Source organism: Bradyrhizobium sp. Arg237L (assembly GCF_029990105.1).
Lineage (GTDB): Bacteria > Pseudomonadota > Alphaproteobacteria > Rhizobiales > Xanthobacteraceae > Bradyrhizobium.
In genome coordinates this window covers 1-23,916 of sequence record NZ_JAQMIL010000070.1, presented here as the reverse complement: position 1 = coordinate 23,916, position 23,916 = coordinate 1, and the positions used below count along the sequence as shown (strand labels likewise).

Annotated in this window: 21 protein-coding genes; 8 read left to right on the top strand and 13 right to left on the bottom strand. The window is 61.3% G+C overall.

Annotated features, from left to right (window positions below):
• Window positions 1–61 precede the first annotated feature (61 nt).
• On the bottom strand, window positions 62–577 hold the full coding sequence (locus OZ411_RS32915; RefSeq protein ID WP_349017057.1) for a septal ring lytic transglycosylase RlpA family protein: 516 nt from the start codon (window positions 575–577) through the stop codon (window positions 62–64).
• A gap of 375 nt (window positions 578–952) precedes the next feature.
• Complete coding sequence (locus OZ411_RS32910; protein WP_282531270.1) at window positions 953–2,071, bottom strand: FUSC family protein; 1,119 nt, start codon at window positions 2,069–2,071, stop codon at window positions 953–955.
• Between the two features lie 129 nt (window positions 2,072–2,200).
• On the opposite strand from OZ411_RS32910, the gene OZ411_RS32905 reads away from it, so the two are divergent.
• Complete coding sequence (locus tag OZ411_RS32905) at window positions 2,201–3,571, top strand: MmgE/PrpD family protein (RefSeq protein ID WP_282531269.1); 1,371 nt, start codon at window positions 2,201–2,203, stop codon at window positions 3,569–3,571.
• Window positions 3,572–3,577: 6 nt separating this feature from the next.
• On the opposite strand, the gene OZ411_RS32900 is transcribed toward OZ411_RS32905, so the two are convergent.
• The 3 genes from OZ411_RS32900 to OZ411_RS32890 are packed head-to-tail and all read right to left on the bottom strand — an operon-like array spanning window position 3,578 to window position 6,437.
• Complete coding sequence (locus tag OZ411_RS32900; RefSeq protein ID WP_282531268.1) at window positions 3,578–4,144, bottom strand: GNAT family N-acetyltransferase; 567 nt, start codon at window positions 4,142–4,144, stop codon at window positions 3,578–3,580.
• Between the two features lie 12 nt (window positions 4,145–4,156).
• Window positions 4,157–5,071 (bottom strand): hypothetical protein, encoded by a 915-nt coding sequence (locus OZ411_RS32895; protein WP_282531267.1) that lies wholly within the window; start codon window positions 5,069–5,071, stop codon window positions 4,157–4,159.
• A 4-nt stretch (window positions 5,072–5,075) separates the two neighbouring features.
• Window positions 5,076–6,437, bottom strand: coding sequence for an MBOAT family O-acyltransferase (locus OZ411_RS32890; protein ID WP_282531266.1), 1,362 nt, complete (start codon window positions 6,435–6,437; stop codon window positions 5,076–5,078).
• 171 nt (window positions 6,438–6,608) lie between these two features.
• Here OZ411_RS32890 and OZ411_RS32885 point away from each other — a divergent pair, with 171 nt between their 5' ends.
• The 4 genes from OZ411_RS32885 (at window position 6,609) to OZ411_RS32870 (ending at window position 11,851) form a co-directional block, all read left to right on the top strand.
• Complete coding sequence (locus tag OZ411_RS32885; protein ID WP_282531265.1) at window positions 6,609–7,526, top strand: pirin family protein; 918 nt, start codon at window positions 6,609–6,611, stop codon at window positions 7,524–7,526.
• Between the two features lie 65 nt (window positions 7,527–7,591).
• Window positions 7,592–8,506 carry a phosphoribosylaminoimidazolesuccinocarboxamide synthase gene (locus tag OZ411_RS32880; RefSeq protein WP_282531264.1) on the top strand — a complete coding sequence of 305 codons (915 nt, stop codon included), beginning with the start codon at window positions 7,592–7,594 and terminating at the stop codon, window positions 8,504–8,506.
• 247 nt (window positions 8,507–8,753) lie between these two features.
• The gene (locus tag OZ411_RS32875; protein ID WP_282531263.1) at window positions 8,754–10,952 is read left to right on the top strand and encodes a SulP family inorganic anion transporter; all 2,199 of its coding nucleotides are present in this window, start codon (window positions 8,754–8,756) and stop codon (window positions 10,950–10,952) included.
• Between the two features lie 347 nt (window positions 10,953–11,299).
• Window positions 11,300–11,851 (top strand): hypothetical protein, encoded by a 552-nt coding sequence (locus OZ411_RS32870; protein WP_282531262.1) that lies wholly within the window; start codon window positions 11,300–11,302, stop codon window positions 11,849–11,851.
• A 93-nt stretch (window positions 11,852–11,944) separates the two neighbouring features.
• Here OZ411_RS32870 and ftsZ read toward each other — a convergent pair whose 3' ends face one another.
• The gene (ftsZ, locus tag OZ411_RS32865) at window positions 11,945–13,207 is read right to left on the bottom strand and encodes a cell division protein FtsZ (protein ID WP_349017056.1); all 1,263 of its coding nucleotides are present in this window, start codon (window positions 13,205–13,207) and stop codon (window positions 11,945–11,947) included.
• A gap of 942 nt (window positions 13,208–14,149) precedes the next feature.
• Here ftsZ and OZ411_RS32860 point away from each other — a divergent pair.
• On the top strand, window positions 14,150–14,890 hold the full coding sequence (locus OZ411_RS32860; protein ID WP_282531261.1) for a phosphotransferase: 741 nt from the start codon (window positions 14,150–14,152) through the stop codon (window positions 14,888–14,890).
• Between the two features lie 42 nt (window positions 14,891–14,932).
• Here the strand turns inward: OZ411_RS32860 and OZ411_RS32855 are convergent, their stop codons facing one another.
• From OZ411_RS32855 to OZ411_RS32835, 5 genes are all read right to left on the bottom strand, one after another.
• Window positions 14,933–15,469: an AAA family ATPase gene (locus tag OZ411_RS32855; RefSeq protein WP_282531260.1), complete on the bottom strand. Its 537-nt coding sequence runs from the start codon at window positions 15,467–15,469 to the stop codon at window positions 14,933–14,935.
• Complete coding sequence (locus OZ411_RS32850) at window positions 15,448–15,678, bottom strand: hypothetical protein (protein WP_282531259.1); 231 nt, start codon at window positions 15,676–15,678, stop codon at window positions 15,448–15,450. Before OZ411_RS32850 ends, OZ411_RS32855 begins: the two co-directional genes overlap by 22 nt.
• Window positions 15,679–15,691: 13 nt before the next feature.
• A complete protein-coding gene (locus OZ411_RS32845) occupies window positions 15,692–16,291 on the bottom strand; it encodes a hypothetical protein (protein ID WP_282531258.1) in 600 nt (199 codons plus the stop codon).
• Window positions 16,292–16,835: 544 nt separating this feature from the next.
• Window positions 16,836–18,329, bottom strand: coding sequence for an NAD-dependent succinate-semialdehyde dehydrogenase (locus OZ411_RS32840; protein ID WP_282531257.1), 1,494 nt, complete (start codon window positions 18,327–18,329; stop codon window positions 16,836–16,838).
• A gap of 384 nt (window positions 18,330–18,713) precedes the next feature.
• Window positions 18,714–19,034, bottom strand: a complete 321-nt coding sequence (locus OZ411_RS32835) for a hypothetical protein (RefSeq protein ID WP_282531256.1) — start codon at window positions 19,032–19,034, stop codon at window positions 18,714–18,716.
• Between the two features lie 305 nt (window positions 19,035–19,339).
• Between OZ411_RS32835 and OZ411_RS32830 the strand changes: the two genes are divergently transcribed.
• Window positions 19,340–20,533, top strand: coding sequence for a serine hydrolase domain-containing protein (locus tag OZ411_RS32830; protein WP_130583514.1), 1,194 nt, complete (start codon window positions 19,340–19,342; stop codon window positions 20,531–20,533).
• A 129-nt stretch (window positions 20,534–20,662) separates the two neighbouring features.
• Here OZ411_RS32830 and OZ411_RS32825 read toward each other — a convergent pair whose 3' ends face one another.
• Both OZ411_RS32825 and OZ411_RS32820 read right to left on the bottom strand, forming a co-directional pair.
• Window positions 20,663–21,367, bottom strand: a complete 705-nt coding sequence (locus OZ411_RS32825) for a glutathione S-transferase N-terminal domain-containing protein (protein WP_130583513.1) — start codon at window positions 21,365–21,367, stop codon at window positions 20,663–20,665.
• 163 nt (window positions 21,368–21,530) lie between these two features.
• The gene (locus OZ411_RS32820) at window positions 21,531–22,169 is read right to left on the bottom strand and encodes an HD domain-containing protein (protein WP_282531255.1); all 639 of its coding nucleotides are present in this window, start codon (window positions 22,167–22,169) and stop codon (window positions 21,531–21,533) included.
• 554 nt (window positions 22,170–22,723) lie between these two features.
• On the opposite strand from OZ411_RS32820, the gene OZ411_RS32810 reads away from it, so the two are divergent.
• Window positions 22,724–23,662: an NADP-dependent oxidoreductase gene (locus OZ411_RS32810; protein ID WP_282531294.1), complete on the top strand. Its 939-nt coding sequence runs from the start codon at window positions 22,724–22,726 to the stop codon at window positions 23,660–23,662.
• The last annotated feature ends 254 nt before the right edge of the window (window positions 23,663–23,916 follow it).

The window sequence follows — 23,916 nt, the reverse complement described above, 5'->3', positions numbered from 1 at the left end:
GCATCGCGCGCTCGGGCGTGTACTTGTGACCCCGCGCCGGAGATCAGGGCGCGCAGAGGTCTCAAGAATCAGCGGCGAGGAGGCCATCGACCGGTCCGGGGATCCAATCGTCCCCTGAGAGCGGCCTGACTGTTACGTCATTAATGACCCCGAGCTGCAGGCTTGGATCGAAGTGGCGCATCGTCCGCTCATTCAGGTCAATGATACGGCCAGGCGTCAGTGGCCCCACGTCATTTATCTTGACGATGACCTTCTTGCCTACAGCCTCAACGAGAGCGTACTTCGGCCTCGCGCCATATTGGACCCCACCGAACTTCTCACGCAAACTTGTCTTGATGGCCGCCGCCCAGACAGAGGGATCATAGCGCTCGCCGGAGGCTGTGTCCGGGCCGCCCTCCCGCCATCCGGGCCGGAACGGATTGTACATGGATGCTGCGCCAACGATCGCATCTCCAGAAGCGGCATCGACGACGGCGCTTGAATGAACTGCGCTGATTTCACTGCGAGCAACGGTAACAGAAATGGCAAGTGCGACTACGGCGCCGCAAATTGCGGCGCTCGAGCGGAACAGCATCATAACTCCTTGACTGATTTTTTCGATCGTTCGGTTCCCGATGCCGCAAAGCATGGTCAAGCGAACGCGGAGGCGTTAACGGACTCGTGCCAATTTTTTGCGAATTCGTGCCGATGCCGGCGATGGAACCGTTGTGGGAACCTGGGCGGGTCCTCACACAGTGTTTTTAATTCTCACCGACTAAGACAGAGATTGCGTCAGCAGCATGACTGAATAGAGCTTCTTTGACAGCGCGTGAGTAGGAGCAATAAACGCGCCCGGAGATGGAGATAATGTCCGGTTGAGGTCACGAGGTCACGAGCAGTAATGTTCCGACTGATTGTAAGATTTCAGCTTGGCCGTCAGAAGCCGACATCCACGGCTTTACGAGTACACGCCCTACTCTTCGGCCGGCTCTTTCGTCGCCGCCGACGTCTCCGACCACTCACCCACGACGCGATCGAGGTCGAGCAGGTTCTGCCGCATCTGCTCCAGCGAGAATCCCAGCGCGAAGAAGCACTCCGCAGTGCCGACGGGCTGGCCGCGGATCAGGCCCTCGCTGCGAACGGCGGCGACTTCGTTCGCATAGCGCTGCAAGGCGGCATGAACAGGCGCGATCGGCGGCGCGCCCGCGCCCATGCGCAGCGCTGCGGCTGCCGAGCGCAGATAGAGCGTGATCGCCTTGCTGACGTCGGACAGGGGCGCTGCAAGCCGTGCCTGCACATTCGCCGGCAGCGGTACCACCGTGGCGCGGCCGATCATCACCACATCGTGGCGCAGTCGCAAAATGGTCCGCAGCAGCGGCCCGGTGTCCGGACCGGACGATAGATGCGCGGAGCGCTCGCGCTCGGCCTCCGCGCCGGTCGCATTCAACCCTTCCAGCGCGGTGCCGATGCCGTCCTGGATGCGGTGTAGGGCGTCATTGTCGCGCCCGCGCGTCAGGCCGGCGAGCAGTTCAGTGAAGGCGGCCGCGATCAATTCCAGCAGGCGCGCGGCGTTGACGCGGATCTGGCTCACCGCGCGCGACGGCAACACCAGGAACGACACCAGAAGTCCTGTAATGGCGCCGACGGCGACCTCGCTGACGCGGTCGATGGCGGATGCCAGCGGATCGGCGTGATGCAAGGTCGGAACCAGCAGCACGATCACGGCCGTCACAGTGGCCGCGCTGAGGCTGGGATTGATGGCGGCGATGAAGGCCAAAGGCGCAACCGCCAGCACCAGCAAGCCCAGCAGGCCGCTCTCCCCGGAATACGGGATCAGCACCGCGATGGCGCCGCCATAGATCGCGCCGCCGATGGTGCCGAGCATGTAGTCGCGGGTCGCCTTCAGCGACCGGCCGACACTCATCTGGGTCACGATCAGCGAGGTCAGCACCGCCCAGAGCGGCAGCAGCAGGTGCAGCGCCACGGCGACCGCATAGGCGATCGCGGCCGCCACCGTAACCCTGACTGCCAGCGCCAATTGCCCCTTCCGGCTGCGAATCCAGCCGAGCACATGTTTCGCGGCGGCCGTCATGCGACCGAATCTCTGATGCTCACGACGATCCTATGACTGATGTTCGGCATGGCTGATGCCCGCGGCGTGAAGGCGGCTTGAAACGTGAAACCGGCCCGCCTACCGTGCCAGGCGAAACGAGGAAACACGATGGCCAACGAAACCGCAACGCTCGCCGCCTACGTCGCTAACCTGAATTTTGCAGATATACCACCGGAAGTATTGCAGCGGGCAAAAGTGCTGACGCTGGACTTCCTGGGCAGCACGATTCGGGCGCGGCGCGAAGCCGAATCTACGCCCTCGCTTTTGAAGATGCTGGAAGCGCTGGCGCTGGACGGCAAGGGCGAAGCCACCGTGTTCGGCGACGGCAAGACCTGGACACCGGCGGTCGCGGCGCTGCTCAACGGCGCGCTCGGCCATTCGCTCGACTTCGACGACACGCATGCGGATTCCTCGCTGCATCCGAGCGCGCCCGTGGTGCCGGCCGCGTTCGCGGTCGGCGAGATGGTCGGTGCCTCCGGCCGCGACGTGCTGACCGCTGTTGTCGCGGGCTATGAGGTCTGCTGCCGGCTCGGCAACGCGCTCGATCCCACCTCGCATTATGCGCGCGGCTTCCACCCGACTGCGACCGCCGGCACCTATGGCGCGGCAGCGGCGGCTGCGAAACTGTACGGGTTATCGAAGGAGCAGATCATCGCGGCCTTCGGCGTTTCCGGCAGCCAGGCCGCGGGCTCGTTGCAGTTCCTGATCAACGGCGCCTGGAACAAGCGCTACCAGGTCGGTGCCGCCGCGATGAACGGCGTCATCGCCGCAACGCTGGCGCGCAACGATTTCGTTGGCTCGGTCGAATCGGTGGAAGGCAAGCATGGCCTGCTCGTCGGCTACAGCGACGATGCGCACCCGGACAAGGCGATCGCGGGTCTCGGCAGCATCTATGAGACCATGAAGATCGGCGTCAAACCCTATCCGAGCTGCCGCTACACCCATGCCGCGATCGATGCGCTGATCGCAATGCGGCGCGAGCACAATCTGACGCCGGACCAGGTGAAGCGGGTCGAGATCGGCCTGCACCGCAACGGCATCACGCTGACCGGCGACGCCGCCACCAAGCGGCACCCGACTTCGATCGTCGGCGGCCAGTTCTCGATGTTCTTCACCGGCGCTGTTGCCCTCGACCAGGGCCGCTTCGGCTGGGACGACTACAACCGGCTTGGCGATGCCGCGATCGACGCGCTCGCCGAGAAGTTCGATGTGGTGCAGGACGATCGGCTCGAGATCGGCCGCACCCATCCGTTCGGCGCGCGCGTCAGCATCACCACCGATGACGGCGTGCATGAGCGGCTCAATGCCGACCCGTCCGGCGAGCCGTCATCGTTCCCCGATGGGCAGGCGATGCAGCAGAAATTCCTGACGCTGGCCCGCCCGGTCCTGAACGGCCGCGCCGACCAGTTCGCCGATGCGATCCTGTCGCTGGAACGTTTCGACCGCGTGGAAAAGGCGACGCAACTGGGCCGGCAGTAGGCTCTCTCAAGCCGTCCATCGATCGCGCTCGGTCACCCAGATATCGACGGTATCGCCGTTCAACTCGGCCTGACCGTCGATTTTCGCACCAAGCCGGCGCGCCACGCCCTGCGAGGCAACGTTGACCGGATCGATGCAGTGAATGATGCGGTCAACCGCAAGGTTGGCGAACACCCAGTCGATGGCGGCGCGCGCTGCCTCGACCGCATAGCCTTTGCCGCGACATTCCTTGGCGATGCCCCAGCCGACCTCAAACCCCGGCCAGCCCGCCGGGTACCAAGGACCCACACGGCCCACATATCGACCGGATGATCTTTCCTCGACGGCAAACATGCCGAAACCATACAGCGCCCAGTGCCCAGCGATGACGGCCGCATTGCGCCAGCCAGTCGTTTCGTTTGTCACCGCCTTGTGGTCGGGCGTGATAAATCGCGCCGTCTCGGGATCGGCAAGCATGGCGGTATTCGGCGCGATGTCGGAAGCCTTCCACGGCCGCAGGATCAACCGCGTCGTCTCGATCGTGGGACCGTGAAATTGCGCCGGCGCCGCGCCGGACTTGAGCCAAGCGACCATCGCTCCTGCACCCTACTGACCAGAATGAGAAGATCCGCGGATATCACTCAATCTAGCGGAGAAGCGTTCATCCAGGTAGCGGCTGACCAGCACCGCCGATCGCGCGTCCAGGTGCACGCCGTCATCCCATCTGAGTTCGTTACGATCGACGTCGATCGGCAGCCAGCGGCTCTGATCCGGAAACGCGCGATGGACGAGCTCGCGCGTGGTCCTGACATAGAGCGATGTCTCGATCGGCGCGGCGTAGGGCATTTCCATCAGCAGCACGCGGGCGCCGCGCTTTTCCAGCACCTCGATCAGCCGGCGGATCATCTCGATATTGACCTTGGCGGCGGCGCTCGGGTCTTCGGACTCCATCTCTCCGATCGCCCGCTCCAGATAGACGTGGTTGTCGAAATTGCCGGGCGGCTGCTCGAGCAGGCTTTTCAGCCGGGCCGCGATCTGGGCGTGAGTGACGGGGGCATGCACCCGGTTCTCATAGGCAGCAACGGCGGTCCGGATCGGACGCAAGAACAGCGCCTCGTGCCCTTCCTTGGTGGAGAAGCGCTTCACCAGCTCCGCATCCGGTGCACGGGACAATATGTTGATCTCGACGACGATCAGCTTGGGGAGCTGCCGCTGGCTCGCGAGGATTTCGAGCGCCGTGACGGGCGATCCGCCGGCGAATGCCAGATTCCCCACGCGCGGCGTTTCGAAATATTCCTCCCGGAGCCGGAAGGTCAGCGAGCTGCCCACGAACACGATATCCGGAACGGGATTGTCGACATAGCGATTCACGATGACGAGCGCGCCATCGCGCGCCGTCGTCGCCGGCAATTGCAACGTGTGTCCGAACCGCGCGGTCGCGATGCCGCAGGCGAGCAGCAGGAGCGCGGCCGCAACGGCGCTCTTGATCAACCAGACGGTGGGTTTTGGCTGCTTTTCCATGCGATCAGAACTGGAAATAGATGAAGGCACTCTCCGGCCCCGCCTCAAGATAGGCAAGCGCGACCAGCGCACCATAGACATATGGCTCCCACCGCATCAGCGCGGTCTCGAACAGCGAGGCGATGCGCATATGCTGCAGCAGGACCGGAAGCGCATAGAGCAGCGCAAGATTGTAGAACAATTTTGGCGGATTCGGGTTGGTGGTCGGCGTGAACATGCCGGTGAGATAGGCGAGCGCATGATCGAAATTCGGCAGCTTGAAGAAGATCCAGGCCATGGTGACGCAGAAGAACACCACGCCCATGCGCAAGAGGCGCAGCGGCACGGAATCGATCGCCTGCAGCACATGCAGGAACGGCCGCTCGATCACCAGGAACAACCCGTGCACCAGCCCCCACGCCAGATAGCTGAATCCCGCGCCGTGCCAGAGGCCGCCGAGCCCCATCACGATCATCAGGTTGAGATAGGTCCTGATACGTCCATGCCGGTTGCCGCCCAAGGGGATGTAGAGATAGGTGCGCAGCCAGGTCGACAGGGAAATGTGCCACCGGGTCCAGAATTCCGAAAACGACAGCGACGTATAGGGCAGATCGAAATTGATCGGCAGGCGGTAACCGAACAGAAGCCCCAGACCGATCGCGATCGCCGAATAGCCGAAGAAATCGGCGTAGATCTGATAGCCGTAAAGGAAAACGAGCAGCCAGCGGTCCTGCGTTTGCAGCGTCTCGTAGAGCGGGAAGTCCATATAGGCCGTCATCTCGTTGAGATTGTTGGCCACATAGAGCTTGAAGAAGAAGCCCGCGATGATCCATTTCGTGGCGTCGACGAACGGCACGTCGGCAAGCTGCTTCGGCACGATCTGCGGCATGAAATTGCCGGCGCGCGTGATCGGCCCGGAGACGAGCTGCGGAAAGAAGATGATGTAGAGGAAGACGTCGGCAAGAGGCGGCCGCGGCGCCTTGCTGCGCGTGAGGTCGACCAGGAGGCTGATATTGTGGAAGACGAAAAAGGAAATGCCGATCGGCAGCGGCAGCTTCAAGAGGAAGTCGATCGCCGTATTGTCGACCAGAACCGGCGCCCTCGGATCGAGAAACAGGAATTTGTATTTGAAGAAGGCGAGCAGCGCGAGGTTGAAGACGATGCCGGCCGGCAGCCAGCGCCGGTCGTGCAGCGAAAGCACCAGGAACAGATAGGTCCCGCCGACCGCGACCGCGAGCAGCGGCAGCAGTTCAGGCTGGCCGTATCCGTAGAAGAACAGGCTCGCGACCACCAGGAGCAGGACCTGGAACCGCCGCAACGGCGGGAGGTAGTAGGCGACAAATACGATCGCGGCAAACAAGCCGAATTGCCACGACGTGAAAGTCATGTTCCGGGGGCCTCGCGGGAACCTTGAAGCCCATGGCATGCCCCATCGGCGATTCCCGAGTCAAGCCACGATGACGCAAAACGCCGGCGCCGGGCGGCACATCCGGGATGATGGCGTGCAGGCGGCGAATTCCTGCTATCATTAAGGCCACGAAATAAGGAGTCCCCCCTCATGAGCTGGCTTCCCTCCAACGATCCGATCCTCGGCGATCCCAAGACCTGCGACGCGCTGGAGCTCGTCATCGTGCCGCGCACCCGCGATCTCGGCGACGGATTTGCCGTGCGGCGCGCGCTGCCGCATGGCAAGCGGCAGATGGTCGGCCCCTTCATTTTCTTCGACCATTTCGGGCCGGTGCAGTTTCTCGCCGGCAAGGGCATGGATGTGCGGCCGCATCCGCATATCGGGCTTGCCACCGTGACCTATCTGTTCGACGGCAGCATCATGCATCGCGACAGCGAGGGCAACATCCAGGAGATCCAGCCCGGCGCGATGAACCTGATGACCGCGGGCCGCGGCATCGCCCATTCCGAGCGCACGCCGGACGTGCAGCGCCGCGACGGCCAGAAGATGCTGGGCCTGCAGAGCTGGATCGCGCTGCCTCAGGCCAGGGAGGAGATCTCGCCCTCGTTCCAGCATTATGCCGCCGGCGACCTGCCCATGATCACCGAGCGCGGCTTCGCCGCACGCGTCATCGCGGGCTCGTCGTTCGGCATCTCCTCGCCGGTCGAGATGGTCTCGCCCTGGTTCTACACCGAGGTCACGGCAGAGGCCGGCACCAGCGTGCCGCTCGACCCCGATCACGAGGAGCGCGGGATCTATCTCGTCGACGGCGAAGTCGAGATCGCCAATGAACGTTATGAAGGCCCGCGCCTCCTGATCTTCCGGCCCGGCGACCGCATCACGGTAAAGGCGCTGCAGCCCACGCGCATGATGTTCCTGGGCGGCGACGCGCTGGAAGGCCCGCGCCATATCTGGTGGAATTTCGTCTCTTCCAGCAAGGAGCGGATCGAGCAGGCCAAACAGGACTGGAAAACCGGACGTTTCGAGCCAGTCCCGCAGGAACATGAGTTCATTCCGCTGCCGGAGTGAGCTATCTCCTCGTCGCTTTATGTCGCCCGCAATCTCGCGGGCGGCCGCTCTGAAGGTCTGACCAGATGAATGCGATGCGCGCCAGCGACCTGCCCTTGCCGCAAATCGGCCGCGGCAAGGTCCGCGATATCTATGCCGTGGGCGACGACCGCGTGCTGCTGCTGACCACCGATCGCATCTCGGCATTCGACGTGGTGATGGCCGAGACCATCCCGATGAAGGGCGCGGTGCTGACCCAGATCAGCGCATGGTGGTTTCGCCAGCTCGAGAGCACCGTGCCGCATCACATGATCAGCGCCGATGCCGACGAGATCATCCGTGAAGTACCCGCGCTGAAAGACCATCGCGCCGAGATTTTAGGCCGCGCGATGTTGTGCCGGCGCACCACCGTCTTCCCGATCGAATGCGTGATCCGCGGCTACATCTCCGGCTCGGCCTGGAAGGAATATGCCGCCCACGGCACGCTTGCCGGAGAAAAGCTGCCGGCGGGCCTGGTCGAGAGCGCCAAGCTGGAACCAGCGATCTTCAGCCCGGCGACCAAGGCCGAGACCGGGCATGACGAGAACATCACGGTGGCCCGCGTGCGCGAGATCGTCGGTGGCGAGGTTGCCGACACGCTGGAGCGGATGGCGCGCACGGTCTACGCCTACGGCGAAAAGGTGAGCCGCGAGCGCGGCATCATCATCGCCGACACCAAGTTCGAATTCGGGCGCGACCAGGATGGACGGATCATCCTGATCGACGAGGTGATGACGCCGGATTCGTCGCGCTTCTGGGCGGTCGATGTCTACAAGCCGGGCCAGCCGCAGCCGAGCTTCGACAAGCAACCCTTGCGCGACTATCTCGACACTGAGCGGCACGCCGGCCGCTGGAACGGCGACGCACCGGCGCCGTCATTGCCGGCCAGCGTGGTGGAGGCAACCAGCAAGCGCTACCTCGAAGCCTATCGGCGCGTGACGGGTTCGGACCTCAAAATCTGACCCCGTCATTGCGAGCGTCGTAGCCCGGGTGAAGCGAAGCGCAACCCGGGACAGCTCGATCCACAGGCGAGACCGCCCCCGGATTGCGCTTCGCTCCATCCGGGCTACGTCACTCAACAATCGGGCCCCATAGTTATAGGTTCCCTCCGCGGGAACGACGAATGCACGCATTGACACAAAAATCTTGTTGTCGCGGCCGGCTGCGCTCGTTTACCAGTGACGCGGCTATCAGGGGCAAATGCAAGGCGTGGTGCATCGAAACGTCAATCTCGGTCCGCGGATTGGTCGCGCGTTCAGCGATATCATCGGCGGCAGCGCCGCCAGCGTGCTCTCGATTACCTTCGGCCTGTCCTACGCGCTTCTGATCTTCGCCGGACCGCTGTCGCCCTATCTCGCTTACGGCGTCGCCGCCACCTTCATCTCATCGGCAGTGCTGGCGCTGGTGATCGCGCTCGGCAGCTCGCTGCCATTTGCGGTCGCGGGTCCCGAGAGTTCCACCGCGGCGATGACGGCGATCCTCGCCTCCGCACTGGTCGAGCGCGTGGCGGCCGCGAATCCAGCGGCGCCGATGCTGGCGCCGGTCCTGATCACGCTCGGGCTTGCCACCATCATCACCGGCATCGTGCTGTGCGGCTTCGGCGTGACGCGGATGGGCCGCGCCATCCGCTATGTGCCCTATCCCGTCGTCGGCGGCTTTCTCGGCGCCACCGGCTGCCTGCTCGTGCTCGGCGCCGTCAGGGTCATCACGGGCGTGGAGCTGAAGTTTGCGACGCTGCCTCAGTTCGCAAATGTCATCACCATCGCCGAGCTGTCGGCCGCCTGCGCCATGGCGCTGATCCTGTACCTGACCTGGCATCGCTCGCGCAGCCCGTTCGGACTGCCGGTGATCCTGGTCGGCGGCGTGCTCATCGGCCATCTCGCATTCTGGATCATCGGCCTTACGCCCGCCGACGCGCAGGCCGCGGGCTGGACCTTTCAGCCGCCGCCTCCGACCAGGTTCATGCTGCCCTGGAGCGCGGAGAATTTCGCTGACTATCCCTGGTATGCCGTACCGGACCTGCTCGGCAACCTCGTCGCCGTCGTCTTCGTCACGGCAACCAGCACCCTCTTCAACACCACCGGCATCGAGGTCGCCGCGCATCGCGAGGCCGACCTGGAACGGGAACTCAATATCACCGGCCTCGCCAATATCCTGACCGGCGCCCTGGCCGGCTACGCCGGTTGCACCTCCACCACCCGCTCGCTGCTCAGTCTGAACAGCGGCGCTACCGGCCGCCTTTCCGGCATCACGGTTGCGGTCGTCTCGCTCTTGATGCTTGCGGTCGCACCCGAATTGCTGGGCTACATGCCGAAATTCGTGCTCGGCGGCCTGTTGATCTATCTCGGCGCCGATCAGCTCCACAAATGGATCGTCGAGTCGCGACGGCGGCTGTCGAAGACCGAATATGTGTCGCTGCTCGCGATCATCCTCATCATCCTGCAATGGGGCTTCGTCGCCGGCGTTTTGATCGGCGTCGTGATCGGCTGCGCCACCTTTGCCCTCAGCGCCGCGCGGATCGAATCGATCAAATATGGTTTTGACGGCACCGAATATCGCAGCTCGCTGGATCGCTCGCGCGATGACCTGGACCTGCTGGCGGTCCATGGCAGCGCGATCCAGGGCCTGAACCTGCAGAGCTATCTGTTCTTCGGCTCGGCCAATCGGCTCTACCAGCACGTCAAGGCGCTGCTCGCGCGCCATCCGGAATGCCGCTATCTGGTGTTCGACTTCAAGCTCGTCACCGGCATCGATTCATCGGCGGCCTATAGTTTCGCGCAGATCAAGCGCAGCGCCGACGAGCGCGGCGTCAAGCTGCTGCTGGTGCATCTGGCGCCAGCAGCCGAAAAGACCTTGCGCTCGAGCGGCTTCATTTCCGGCGAGGTCAGGATCGAGCCCGAGCTCGATCATGCGCTGGAATGGTGCGAGAACGAGATCATCGCCGAGCATCGGGGGCTGGAGCAGGAGGAAGCGAGCCTGCGCGACTGGTTCACCGGGATTCTCGGTTCCGAGCGGGAGGCAAGCGCGCTGATGCATTATTGCGAGCGCGTCGAGGTCGATGCCGGAGAGACCATCGTCCGCGCCGGCGACGCCGTGGATTCCATGCACTTCATTCTGGACGGGCGCGTCGGCGTGATGGTCGCGGCCGATGATGGCCGCCCGACCCGCGTGCGCAGCCTCGGCCGCTACACCACGGTCGGCGAGATGGGCCTGGTCTCGCAATCGCGGCGCAGCGCCACCATCCAGGCCGAGGTCGCAAGCGTGCTCTACGTCCTGAACACGCATCAGTTCGAAGCGCTCAGGGACGACGACCCCGCGCTCAGCCACAAGCTGCTGACCTATTTCGTCTCGATCATGGCCGAGCGCCTGAGCTTCGCCAACCGCACGATTGCAGTGCTGCGGCGATAGATAGCCGCGATGCCGTAGGGTGGGCAAAGCAGCGTGCCCACCATTTTGGCTCGAGTGCGGATGGTGGGCACGGCGCATGCGCGCCTTTGCCCACCCTACGCCGCTAGGCTTCGACGCAACTCAAGTGAGGCTTCCGCTCTCTCTTCCGGTGGACCACCGTTGCATCGGACATTGAAAATTAATCACTTGTTAACCATACGGTCGCCTAATGCGAATGATTTGGAGGGAATTTGGATTCACCGCTCCGGCGACGCGAACGAAGTCGATGCCTTTGTCGGCCGATCTTACCATTCGTTCGTTTGCCAGGCTGACGGTTCGCGTTACGGCTGTCCTACGCGGAGCAAAAAATGTCCGGAGAGAATGATCTAGTGGGCACTCTCAGCCGCGATCTCGATCGCGCACGCGGAAAACGCGACGCACTAGCATCCGATGTCACGACACTGACGGCTCAGATCGCCGAGATCGAGGCCCGCCTTTCTGAGGAAAGAGTTCGGCGCGAACGCAATCACGTTCTGGGCGAAATCGAAGCGATAAAAAAGCGAATCGCGCAAACCGGCAAAGCGTTTACACCTGTCATCAGCGAGCTCTGCGAGGCGACCGAGATGGCCGCGGCAGTCGTGCCCGAAGCTCGCGAGCTCAATAATTTTCTATCATCCGTCGCGACCGAAGTCGAAGCCGTAATCGATCCCTTATTGCGCGAACTGGACCGACGCGCGGATGCGGTGCGAGTCGGCCACGCTGCACTGGATCTCCCGCGCCTGGCCAATGAGGCGCCAACCGAGCTGGCAAAAGATAGTAATGATCGCCTGCTTGGCTTGCTCCGTCTTCCAGCATGGCTGTCGCGCAGCAAGGAGGTTGGAAAAGAAGCAGCAGAGAACCCGGACAGCACAGCCGTGTAAAACATCGGCGCGCTGCGCACCCCGAAGAAGACCCTCGACGCTCGTGTGACGGACCTATTGCAATCCGTCTACTTCCGGCACTTGGGTAGGTGCTCAGGTGGCCTTCCGGCGCAGGAAGGCCGGGATATCGAGAAGGTTTTCCTCGACCAAATTCCGCCCGGGAGAGGAGCGGCCGTACGGATCGACGCCTTGCGGAGCCGCATGGCGCGCATGTTCCGACATCGGCGTTGCCGGTTGCCCTCCAGGGTGGCGGGTCGTCGGACGGAGCAGCGGACTCTCTGATTGCGGCGCGGGTGCGCTACGCTCGATCCCGTTGGCAACGCGACGGTTGTCGTTCCGCAGCCTGTCCGCGAGTTCGGTAAGTGCGCTTTCCGCCGGTTGCGTCCGTTGCGCCGGGCCAAGATTATCGATGCCGGTCGCCACCACCGAGACGCGGACGATGCCTTCCAGGCTTTCGTCGAAAGTGGCGCCGACGATGATGTTGGCGTCGGGGTCGGCCTGTTCGCGAATGCGAGTAGCCGCTTCGTCGACCTCGAACAACGTCAGGTCCTTGCCGCCGGAGATCGAGATTATGAGGCCACTGGCGCGCTTGATCGAGGGGTCCTCGATCAATGGATTGGAAATCGCGGCCACAGCGGCGTTGAGCACGCGCTTCTCGCCGGAAGCCTCGCCCCTGCCCATCATGGCTTTGCCCTTCTCGCGCATGACCGAGAGAACGTCGGCAAAATCGAGATTGATCAGACCTTCCTTGACGATCAGATCGCTGATGCATGCCACGCCCGAATAGAGCACTTGATCGGCCAGGACGAAGGCATCGGCGAATGTGGTTCTCTCGCTGGCTACCCGGAACAGGTTCTGGTTTGGGATGATCAGCAGCGTGTCAACTGCCTTCAACAGTTCGGCAATACCCGCTTCGGCAACGCGCATGCGGCGCTGCCCCTCGAAGTGGAATGGCTTGCTGACGACGCCAATGGTGAGAATGCCAAGCTCGCGCGCGGTTCTGGCTATGACGGGTGCCGCCCCAGTGCCCGTACCGCCGCCCATGCCGGCCGTAACAAACACCATGTGCGCGCCGGCCAACTGATCGCGGATTGCATCGGTCGCCTCTTCCGCCGCAGCGCACCCCACTTCGGGCTGCGCGCCGGCCCCAAGACCCTGGGTCACCTGGGTGCCCATCTGGACGATGCGCTTGGCCTTCGACATGCTAAGTGCCTGCGCGTCGGTATTGGCAACGATGAAGTCGACGCCACTCAGCCCGGCCGCGATCATGTTGTTGACGGCATTGCCGCCGGCGCCGCCGACCCCAAACACGACAACGCGCGCCTTCATCTCCCTGATATCGATGGTGTGGGTCATTTTTGCCTCACGTTGCTCCGGCAAGTCGGGAATGAGAGGGTACGGATCAGCTATCTACGAGCCCTGCGGTCTGTTTCCACTTTGGTCCTGCCATCATCCCAAAGTGAGCGCGGCAACTGGCGTCGCTTGGCGAGCGAACGAGCAGCCTCTGGCGAGACTGTCAGGCGGGCACCTGGAGCGGCATATGTCAGCGCCTCAACGGACATCGGCTGTTCTCCTAGAACGAACCGGGCGGTAATCGGCTGATGATGACCGGGCGATGACTGCAGGCTAGGCCGCGTTGGTTAACAGAGTGTTAAGAGCATGATCCGGAAAAGTGGACACCGGACCTTCAGGTTATGAGACAGATGAGCGTCGGGGCAAACAACTGATTTTACTTAAGAAACAAGCTCATCAAATATTTTTGTGCTAGGATTTGTGCTAACTTTCGCAAAAATCAGCCTCATCGGCAGGCAGTTCGAAGCTTGGGGATTTCACTCCGTCCGTTCGTACAGGAGTGTACGAACGAATATCACGTCACCTTCTAGAACCGAAGGTGAGAGCCACTTTCAGCATCAGTCTTGGCGCGGAAAGATCGTTCGGACGCAGAAGTGCGCCGAACGATAATGTCGGGCAACTGCAAAGTGAATACGAAACGCCTCATCGCTGTCTAGCGACGCAGCATAAAAGCGACAAATCCGCCCTTTTCACCCCATTGGCAGGGCCGCAAAACAGGGTTTACCATCGGTGATGGTAACCCCGCGGGATTTCAGGCTCCTGCCCTAGTCCTCCAGCGCCTCTAGCTGCTTCTCGACCTCAACTTTCCCCGGCTAAGCGTCGCAAAGAGATCATCAAGGCCTACAAGAAAGGCACTTAAGTTGATCAATACACTGACTCACCGCAGCATCTTCTGATGAATCTGCGCAGTATGCGGGATTAGAAAATGAGGAGGATCTTGCGAGGATGCTGCCAGAGGGATGGGAGGCGCTTGGGCAGTGGGGTAAAGACGTAGCCCGCATCAAACCACTCACTGGTGGAGTCGCCAATGCTGTTTGGAGCGTGCGTATTAACGGGCACCTCGCGGTTGCCCGTCTCGGGAGCAGAAGCGACGCCGACCTTGCGTGGGAGACCGAGCTCCTCCAACACCTCGACCGTAAAGGCTTGGCCGTGCCAGTACCAATCCCGACGACAGATGGCCGGCTGTTTGCAAATGGTCTGGTGGTGATGACATACGTGGAGGGCGGGCCGCCCGAGACCGAGGCCGACTGGCGTCGTGTCGCCGACACACTTCGCGAGCTGCATCGCTTAACGCAGGGCTGGCCGCAGCGCCCGGGTTGGCGATCGTCGACCGACCTCCTGCACGCCGAGACCGGGACGAGGATCAACCTCAATGCGATGCCGCCTGACGGCGTTGCTCGCTGCCGGGCAGCGTGGGCACGATTGGTCGGCCGCCAGACATCTGTCGTTCACGGCGATGCCAACCCTGGCAACATCCGCATGACTGCAGATCAGGTCGCGCTAATCGATTGGGACGAATCGCATGTCGATGTTCCCGACCTTGACCTGGTGCTGCCCCACAATGCCGCCGGTTTTGATGACACCGCGCATGACATCGCCGCGCAAGCCTCGGCCGCATGGCAAGCCGCCGTCTGCTGGGACGATGATTACTCAAAGAAGCGGCTTGACGACGTTCGAGCGGTCTGAGCGAGGTATGGGCGGCATTGGCGTTAGCGTCGCGCTCACGCGTTAATAGGTCCGCGACCCCTCGCACTTTTCCAAAATCTCATTCACGACGCGTTCAAGCGGCGCAGTGGCGTCGATTATGAAGTCAGCCCTAGGGATATCTTCTTTCGTCGTATGTAGCCGCATGACCAACTCCCGTTCGACCGGCCTCCCGCCAAACTCATCTCCTGGCCTGCTGGCAAGCCGCTGTTCCAAAGTGTTGGGATCGACATCGAGGATGAAAACCCCATCGAGCAAATCAATAAAGTGAGGAAAATTTCGAGAGCCTCCGCAGAAAAAGGATATTGCGTTGCTGCGATCGGCGATGATGGACTTAACCTTGTCTATGTTCCAAATCCAACGTTTCTGCCGCCAGAGGACCTTGTCCATCTCGTTCTCATGGGCAGGCTCATCCACTGGCTCCCCCGTCTCTGGATCTCCTTGATAGGCCAACTCCCGGTCGCCATGGACAACATGGTAACCGCGCCGCTGCAGTTCTTCGGCCACCGTGGTTTTGCCAGTACCGGACACCCCTTCGATCAAATAGTTTCTAATGCCCATCCCACTACTTTTCTCCAATCTCTACCCAGCGAGGTTTCAACCTTGGCCTTGAGGCGTTCATCGCTAAGGTCCCTGGCCACTCCTTCAATAATTTCACATCCCACCGAGGCCAAGCAATGAATCGCAACAGGATCTTTATCTCTTAAAAATAGCTCAAATGCTGTACCCAGCAGTCGTCGTGAGACAGTTAGCTTTGTGAGATTTTCCATTTTGGCGCTTCAACTACAGCTTCCACTTCGAAAAATCATCCAGCTCAAGCTTATGGTATTTGCCATCAATGATGCAGCGGCCGCTAAAGCCCCACTCTGAGCCGTATGCTTTGATTGCCGGGACAAATCCGCGCACGAGCACCTGCATGTTCTGTGTGAGTTGAGCCACGTCAGCGGATATAAGCCCCCATTGAATTTCTGATGGGCTCCCCAACTTTTTCGCAACTGCGTCGCGGCACATCTTTTTTCCTTCGTCGTCACTCACAGCAATTGTGGGGCGGTAGATGAACGGCTTCTTGCTGGACGCCTCCTTCTCAGTGAACTCAACACTAAAGCAAGCTGGGTTACGAGGTTCGCTGATGTCGTCGCAGTTACACACGATCGTATAGTGATCGAAGTGCATTTCAGCCACGGCGCTAACAACCGTCTTGCACTGAGGAACATCTCTCAATGTCTTCAGCGCACCGCGCTTTAGAATAGCGCGCTCAGGAGCTGTCCAAGAGGTCCCTTGAAAATCCTCCCATTGAATCCGGGAGGCCAGATCATCGGCATGGACGATAGGCGAGGACATCATCGTCGCTATCAACAGCGCGAGCACATGGTTGAATCTCATTGGAGGGAATGCTGAGAGCTATGCCGCTTGGCGTCAACCTTACTGCCGCCACCGCACTCACCAGTTCTCTTTGTGTGCTAGCCATTTTGTGCTAGCGGATTTCCATCCAAAACCGTTACCAACATGTTGTAAAACAACAATTTTGCGAATGAGCGTCAGGTTTTTAACCTGACGCTCATTCGGTCGATCTGGATAAGTGTCTGAAATTATTGGTTGCGGGAGGTGGATTTGAACCACCGACCTTCAGGTTATGAGCCTGAGGGTGAATGGAGCCATGACGAACCTCAGCGTCGTAGGGTGGGCAAAGCCTCGTAGGGTGGGCAAAGCGCAGCGTGCCCACCATTCTGGCTCGAATGCGGATGGTGGGCACGGCGCTGTCGCGCCTTTGCCCACCCCACGCGATCGCCGTCATTCCGGGGCGCGACGAAGTCGCGAGCTCTGATGTGCAATTGCACATCAGAGAATCCATCGGGCGGCAGACCAAGTGGATGAATGGATTCCGGGCTCGCGCTTCGCGCGCCCCGGAATGACGAGGCAGAAGGGACTACACGCCCGCCATCATCACGTATTTGATCTCGACATATTCTTCCATGCCGTGATGCGAGCCTTCGCGGCCCAGGCCGCTCTGCTTGACGCCGCCGAACGGCGCGACTTCGGTCGTGATCAGGCCGGTATTGACGCCGACCATGCCGGATTCCAGAGCCTCCGCGACGCGCCAGACCCGCCCGAGGTCGCGTGAATAGAAGTACGATGCGAGGCCGAACGGCGACTTGTTGCACATCGCGATCACGTCGGCTTCATCCTTGAAGCGGATCACCGGCGCGAGCGGGCCGAATGTCTCTTCCTGCGATACCAGCGCATCCGGCTTGACGTCGGAGAGCACCGTCGGCTCGAAGAAGGTGCGGCCGAGCGATGAGCGCTTGCCGCCGGTGACGACCTTGGCGCCGCCCTTCACCGCATCCGCAATGTGCCGCTCGACCTTCTCGATCGCTTCCATGTTGATCAGCGGCCCCTGCACCACGCCTTGCTCGGTGCCGTCGCCGATCTTCATGGCGGCAACCTTCTTCGAGAGCTTCTGCACGAACTCGTCGTAGATCTTGTCCTGGGCATAGAGGCGGTTGGCGCAGACGCAGGTCTGGCCCATGTTGCGGTACTTCGAGACAATCGCGCCCTCGACGGCGGCATCGATATCGGCATCATCGAACACGACGAAGGGCGCGTTGCCGCCGAGTTCCAACCCGAGCTTCTTCACGCCGACCGACGACTGCCGGTACAGGATCTTGCCGACCTCGGTCGAGCCGGTGAAGCCGACAAAGCGCACCGCAGGGTGCTCGCACAGAACCTTGCCGATCGGCGGTGCATCGCCGGTGATGATATTGAACACGCCCTTCGGCACGCCGGCCTTCTCGGCCAGCGCCGCCAGCGCCAGCGCCGAGAGCGGGGTTTCGTTGGCAGGCTTCAGCACCACAGTGCAGCCGGCGGCGAGCGCCGGCGAAACCTTGCGGGTGATCATCGAGTTCGGGAAGTTCCACGGCGTGATCGCGCCGCAAACGCCGATCGGCTGCTTGATCGCGAGCAGCCGCGCATCCGGCCGCTGGGTCGGGATGGTCTCGCCATAGACCCGGCGGGCTTCCTCGGCGAAAAACTCGACATAGGCGCCGCCGATATCGACCTCGCCGAGCGCCTCGGCCAGCGGCTTGCCCTGTTCCGAGGTCAGGATCAGCGCCAGATCCTCGCGGTTGGCGATGATCAATTCGAACCATTTGCGCAGGATGTTGGAACGCTGCTTGGCCGTCAGCTTGGCCCAGGCCGGGAACGCGCGTTCCGCGGCCTCGACCGCCTTGGTGGCGTCATCGGCGCTCATCTGCGGGATCTTCGCCAGTTCGACCCCATCAGCCGGATTGTTCACGGAGAAGACGGGCGTGCCGACCCAGGCGCCATCGATGTAGCAGCGGTCGCGCAGCAGCGAGGGATCTTTCAGGCGATCGCGAAGCGAGGTTCCTGATTGCGAAGCGCGTGCGGCAACGGGCGGGTTCATGGCGTCACTCCTGCAATTTTCTGGGCGTATCGCCCAAACATAGGTCGAAACAGGCCGCAATGCATCGTCCGCTGAAGGCGGACGCGTCAAGCAATTTTGCGGGGGTGCGGGAGCCGCCAGCGCGTTTTCGAGCGAAGCATGCCCGCGGACTTGATCCGAAGGTGGACACCGGTTCGCTGCGTAGACTTATCTGCGCAGAAAACGCACCAAAACAAGAATCTAGAGCTTCGGTTCTGATTCAATCAGAACCGAAATGCTCCAGAGCATGATCCGGAAAAGTGGACACCGGTTTTCCCTCGCAACAAACGCGAAGCGTTTGCGCGGAGATCATGCTCAAACAAAGAGCTAGAGCGGGATGACGTTTCGAAGAAAAGTCATCACGCTCTAGGCCGCGCCGTGCAGATAGGTTTCGCGACGCCCGATCATGCGCTCCGCCGCCGCCTTGGCATCGGCTCTCGAAGACGTCGCGCAGGTGCGGTATTCGAGATCCGGCAACTTGGCCGGGTCACGGCGACCGAACCACGACCTGGGCGCGACCTGCAGCAGCGCCAGCGCCTGCGCGACATTGTCGACCGCCTCGAAGGAATGCAACGCGCCGGTTCCGGCGTAGCGGACCTCGTAAAGGCCGGGGCTGATCGGGGCTTCGATGTTCTCGCTACGTCCGGGCCGGGGATACCGTTTCCACTCACTCCAGGTCGAGATCATCGCCACATCCTTAAGCAACTTCAAAAGCAACCATTTGCTTCAAAACATCCAGTCCAGAAGCATGGTTTGCCTTGGAATTAGAATGCGTTAGATCACGAAATCATCGACGGGAAGCAATACCAAATCACGTTATCGTGGATGGCTCCCACAAGCGGCGGGATCGGCAGCCGTTCACGGTTAAATCTGTGTGACATGCCACCGTCGCGGTGTTGCCCTTAGCCGCATCCCCTGAGGAGGCCGCTTGCGGGACGCGGCGCGCGGGAGGAAGATCATCGTCTTCACAACAACAATCAGGAGGCGCCCCCATGCAGAGCAAAGCTCAGATCGATCAGCTTCTCCGTCAGAAATGCGACGCGAAGGAAATCCCCGGCGTGGTCGCGATTGCCGCGACCGGCAACGAGATCATCTACGAGAACGCGTTCGGCAAGCGCGACCTCGGCAAAGACGATGCGATGACGACGGACAGCGTGTTCTGGATCGCCTCGATGACCAAGGCGGTGACGGGCGCGGGCGCGATGCAATTGGTCGAGCAGGGCAAGCTCTCGCTGGACGAGCCGATCGGCAAGGTGCTGCCTGATCTCGCTTCACCGCAAGTGCTGGAAGGCTTCGGCGCCGATGGCGAGCCCAAGCTGCGGCCGGCCAGGACGCCGATCACGCTGCGCCATCTGATGACGCACACCGCGGGCTTCTGCTACCACATGTGGAACGGTGACATGGGGAAGTATGTCGCGAAAACCGAGATGCCGACCATCACCACCTGCAAGAACGACGCGCTGAAAGTGCCGCTGGTGTCCGATCCCGGCACGCGCTGGGAGTACGGCATCAATATCGATTTCATCGGCAAGGCCGTTGAAGCTGCGAGCGGCAAGCGGCTCGACGCTTACTTGCGCGATCACCTGTTCGCGCCGCTCGGCATGAACGACACCGGATTCAAGATCAGCGATGCCATGCGCCAGCGCCTGGTCGGCATGCATGCGAGAGCCCCCGACGGATCGCTCGCGCCGATCCCGTTCGAGCTCGAGCAGGAGCCGGAATTCCACATGGGCGGCGGCGGCCTCTACGCGACCGCGGGCGACTACATCAAGTTCACGCGGATGATCCTCAACAAGGGCCGCGGCAACGGCAACCAGGTGCTGAAGCCCGAAACCGTGGCGCTGATGGGCCAGAACCACATGGGCGATCTCAACGTCACCAAGATGGTCTCGGCCGATCTCACGCTGTCCAACGACGTCGATCTCTATCCCGACATGGACAAGAAGTGGGGCCTGAGCTTCCTCATCAACACCGCGAAAACGGCGGAAGGACGCAGCGCCGGCAGCCTCGCCTGGGCGGGCCTCGCCAACACCTATTACTGGATCGATCCGACGCGCGACGTCGCCGGCGTGATCCTGATGCAACTCTTGCCGTTCGGCGACGGCAAATGCCTGGAGGCTTTTGCGGGCTTCGAGCGCGGCATCTATGCCGGCCTCGATGCCGGCAGCGGCCAGAAGGCGGCGTGATGGCGTAGGGCGGATTAGCTTTTCGCCTTCGCCAAGCGCGAAGGCGAAAAGCATGATTTCCCGCCCGCTCGCCACATGTGCCTTAAAGCGAACTACGCGTCTGGCGGGGCAAGAAGACCGGCTGCCGTCTCACGGCCTTTGCGGGATACTCAATCCACGCTGCACTGCGGGCCGTGCTAGTCCCCGTTCGAGCCAAGCGGGCACTTCTTGAAGACTGTCGAAGTCAACGAGTTCGCGCGCCTCATAGAACCCGATCAGGTTGCGCACCCAGCCAAGCATCGAAATGTCGGCGATGGTATATTCATCGTCCATGATCCACTCCCGCGCGGCGAGATGCGTTTCCATGACGCCCAGCAGGCGTTTTGACTCATTGACGTACCGCTGAAGTGGGCGCTTGTCCTCGTATTCGCGGCCTGCGAATTTGTTGAAGAAGCCGAGCTGGCCAAACATCGGTCCGATCCCACCCATCTGGAAATGCACCCACTGGATAGTCTTGTATCGGCGAGCCGCGTTGGCCGGCAAAAGCTTGCCCGTCTTCTCCGCGAGATATTGCAGGATGGCACCGGATTCGAACAAGGGCAGTGGCTGACCCTCCGGGCCGTTCGGATCGAGAATCGCGGGAATCTTGCCGTTGGGGTTGAGCGAAAGAAATTCGGGCGTGTGCTGGTCGTCCTTGTTGAAGTCGACCAGATGCACCTCGTAAGGTAGCCCGATCTCCTCCAGCATAATCGAGACCTTTACGCCGTTGGGTGTCGGCAGTGAGTAGAGTTGCAAGCGATCTGGGTATTTCGCAGGCCAGCGCTGTATGATCGGGAAATCAGCAAATTTTGGCATCTCTCAACTCGCTCTTACGGCTCGATTACGCTTTTAGAGGGGTAAACATCACGGCGGGTGAACGTCTGTGGCTACGTGTGTTTGCCAAAGCGGTACACCTTCGTGGCAGCTACGGCTGTATGGATACGCAACTATTGATCGTCCGAATTCATGGCATGACGGTTCAGCTTAGCCACGGAGTATTGCGTATCCGAACGCACGCGTTTGGCTTACGAAATGTGGGATCGCGATCTTCAATATAATCGACATTGACCGTGCCGAACGTGGTCTGGGGCTTCTTCAAGGCCGAGCACGTCTGAACCTGGATGAATTCCTTCTTGAAATCACCACGAGGAAACGCGGCAATGACCTGGTCGCGCTGCTCTCGCGTATAGTCGTCATATCCAATGCCGACGACGTCCACTAGAACACCTGCATTCGTGAGAGCTATTTCTGGCCGCATGTATTGGGGAATGCCTGGCGTGGTATGTAAGGCGATTGCTTCCCACACCAGATCCGCTTTCGGATCCGGGATGCCACGGCTCTTGAGGAATTCGCGGGCTGCATCGGCGCCGTCGACTTCAAACCGCTTCGTATCGGTATGGTAAGGGCGGACAAGACCCAGATCGTGAAACAGCGCTGCGACATAAAGCAGTTCAGAATCGAATTTTAGGTTCTGACGAATTCCCTTCATCGCACCGAACACAAACACGCGAACCGAGTGGTTGAACAACAACTCGGTTTCATGTTGCCGCACGAGTTCGGCGGCCTCCCGTGCGATTTTGCTATCGGGGATCTTAACGCCAGAAATAACGTCGGCCATTGTCGAACTCCCGTCTTCCGTATCTGTGCCGCAGGTTACAGGAAATAGATCGGTCCGCACGGATCATAAAACAGTACCAAGATTGCCAATTTTGACTGTACCATCGCGCGGTGGCCGTCCTCCCCATCCAACTTGATCGTGCCAGAAGGACACCACTGGCTGCCCAGATCTATTGCGCGATCCGAGAGAGCATCGAGAACGGGCGGCTCGCCTCCGGCCCACGGTTGCCCTACTGGCGCGATCTAGTGACCAACCTCAATGAGCGGCGGCTGGCGGCGGATTGTCGTCGGCTATTGAAATTGGCACGATCGCACTGCGAAATGAACGTCGCTGCGAAATAGCGAACTATCGATGGTGCATTGCGAGTTGCCAATCTTGGTACTGTTCCCGATCAGACGGTCCCCTACCTCTGATCAGTATCACCGGTTGACGCGAGCCGGCTGTTGGGTCAATGGCCGACGCTCGTTTTTCAAGCTGACCCGCGTCTTAGTAGGGAGTCCAGAATGGCAAGTACCCTCCCCGACGATGCGTCCCAAGGTCCTGCTCGCTGCCCCATGTTGGCATGGCGAGTACACGAATTCGGATCGCCGGAAGTGATGATTTTGGATCGGGTTCCGCGGCCAGTTCCTGGTCCGGGCGAGGTCCTCGTCGATGTTCACGCAGCAGGCGTCGGTCCCTGGGACGGCTGGATCAGGGCCGGCAAAAGCGCCTTGCCGCAGCCTCTTCCTCTTACGCTCGGCTCTGATCTGTCCGGAACAGTCGCGGCCGTGGGACCGGGCACTTCCGGCATCGCTGTCGGGGATCAGGTTTTCGGAGTGACCAACAGCCAGTTCCTTGGTGCTTACGCAGAATACGCCGTGGCCTCTGCTGGGATGCTCGCGAAGAAACCAAGCTCGCTGAGCTATGCCGAAGCGGCCTCCGTTCCCGTCGTTGCGGTCACGGCGTGGCAAGGTCTGTTCGACCACGCTCGCCTCGAAGCCGGGCAGACGGTCGTCATCCACGGAGCGGCGGGAAATGTCGGAGCCTACGCGGTTCAGCTCGCTCGTCGCGCTCGCCTGCGTTCAATCGCCACCGCGGGGACCAAAGACATCGAGTACGTGCAGTCCCTCGGTGCCGACAGAGTATTGGACTATCATACGCAACACTTCGAGGAAGAGGTGAAGGATGCGGACGCGGTGCTGGATCTCGTCGGAGGCGAAACGCAAATACGTTCTTTTCAGGTTCTTCGCCCGGGCGGCAGGCTGATCTCCGCTGTGTCCCAGCCTGATCAAGACCGCGCAAAGCACCACGGGGTCACCGCCGCCTTCTTCTTGGTGGAGGTGACCACCGAGCGTCTTCGCGAAATTGCCGATCTCATTGATCGCGGTGAACTGAAAACCCGCGTCGGCGCAGTTCTTCCTTTTGCCGCTGCGCGAGAAGCCCATATGATGTTGGAAGGCCAACGGCCGCCGCCGAAAGGGAAGATCATTCTCGATGTGGGGGGCCCGGGCTAAGTCACCGCGCCCGCTTGAATTGGGGCTAACCATGGGTGTGGCGGCGAGCAGCTGTGAAGGCCGACGGCTCCCGCGCGAGTCGGAACACACGGCGATGCCTTGGAATGAGGGAGGAGAAAAATTCGCGAGCAATTCCAATGTGATTTGCTCTGTCCAGCCGTCGCGCGAAAAACATTCGGCTTCCGCCGTCGGGCAAATCAGTGATTTAACTCCGCGCGTCTCACGGCGGATGAGGGGCGGGTCGCGATCGTCAC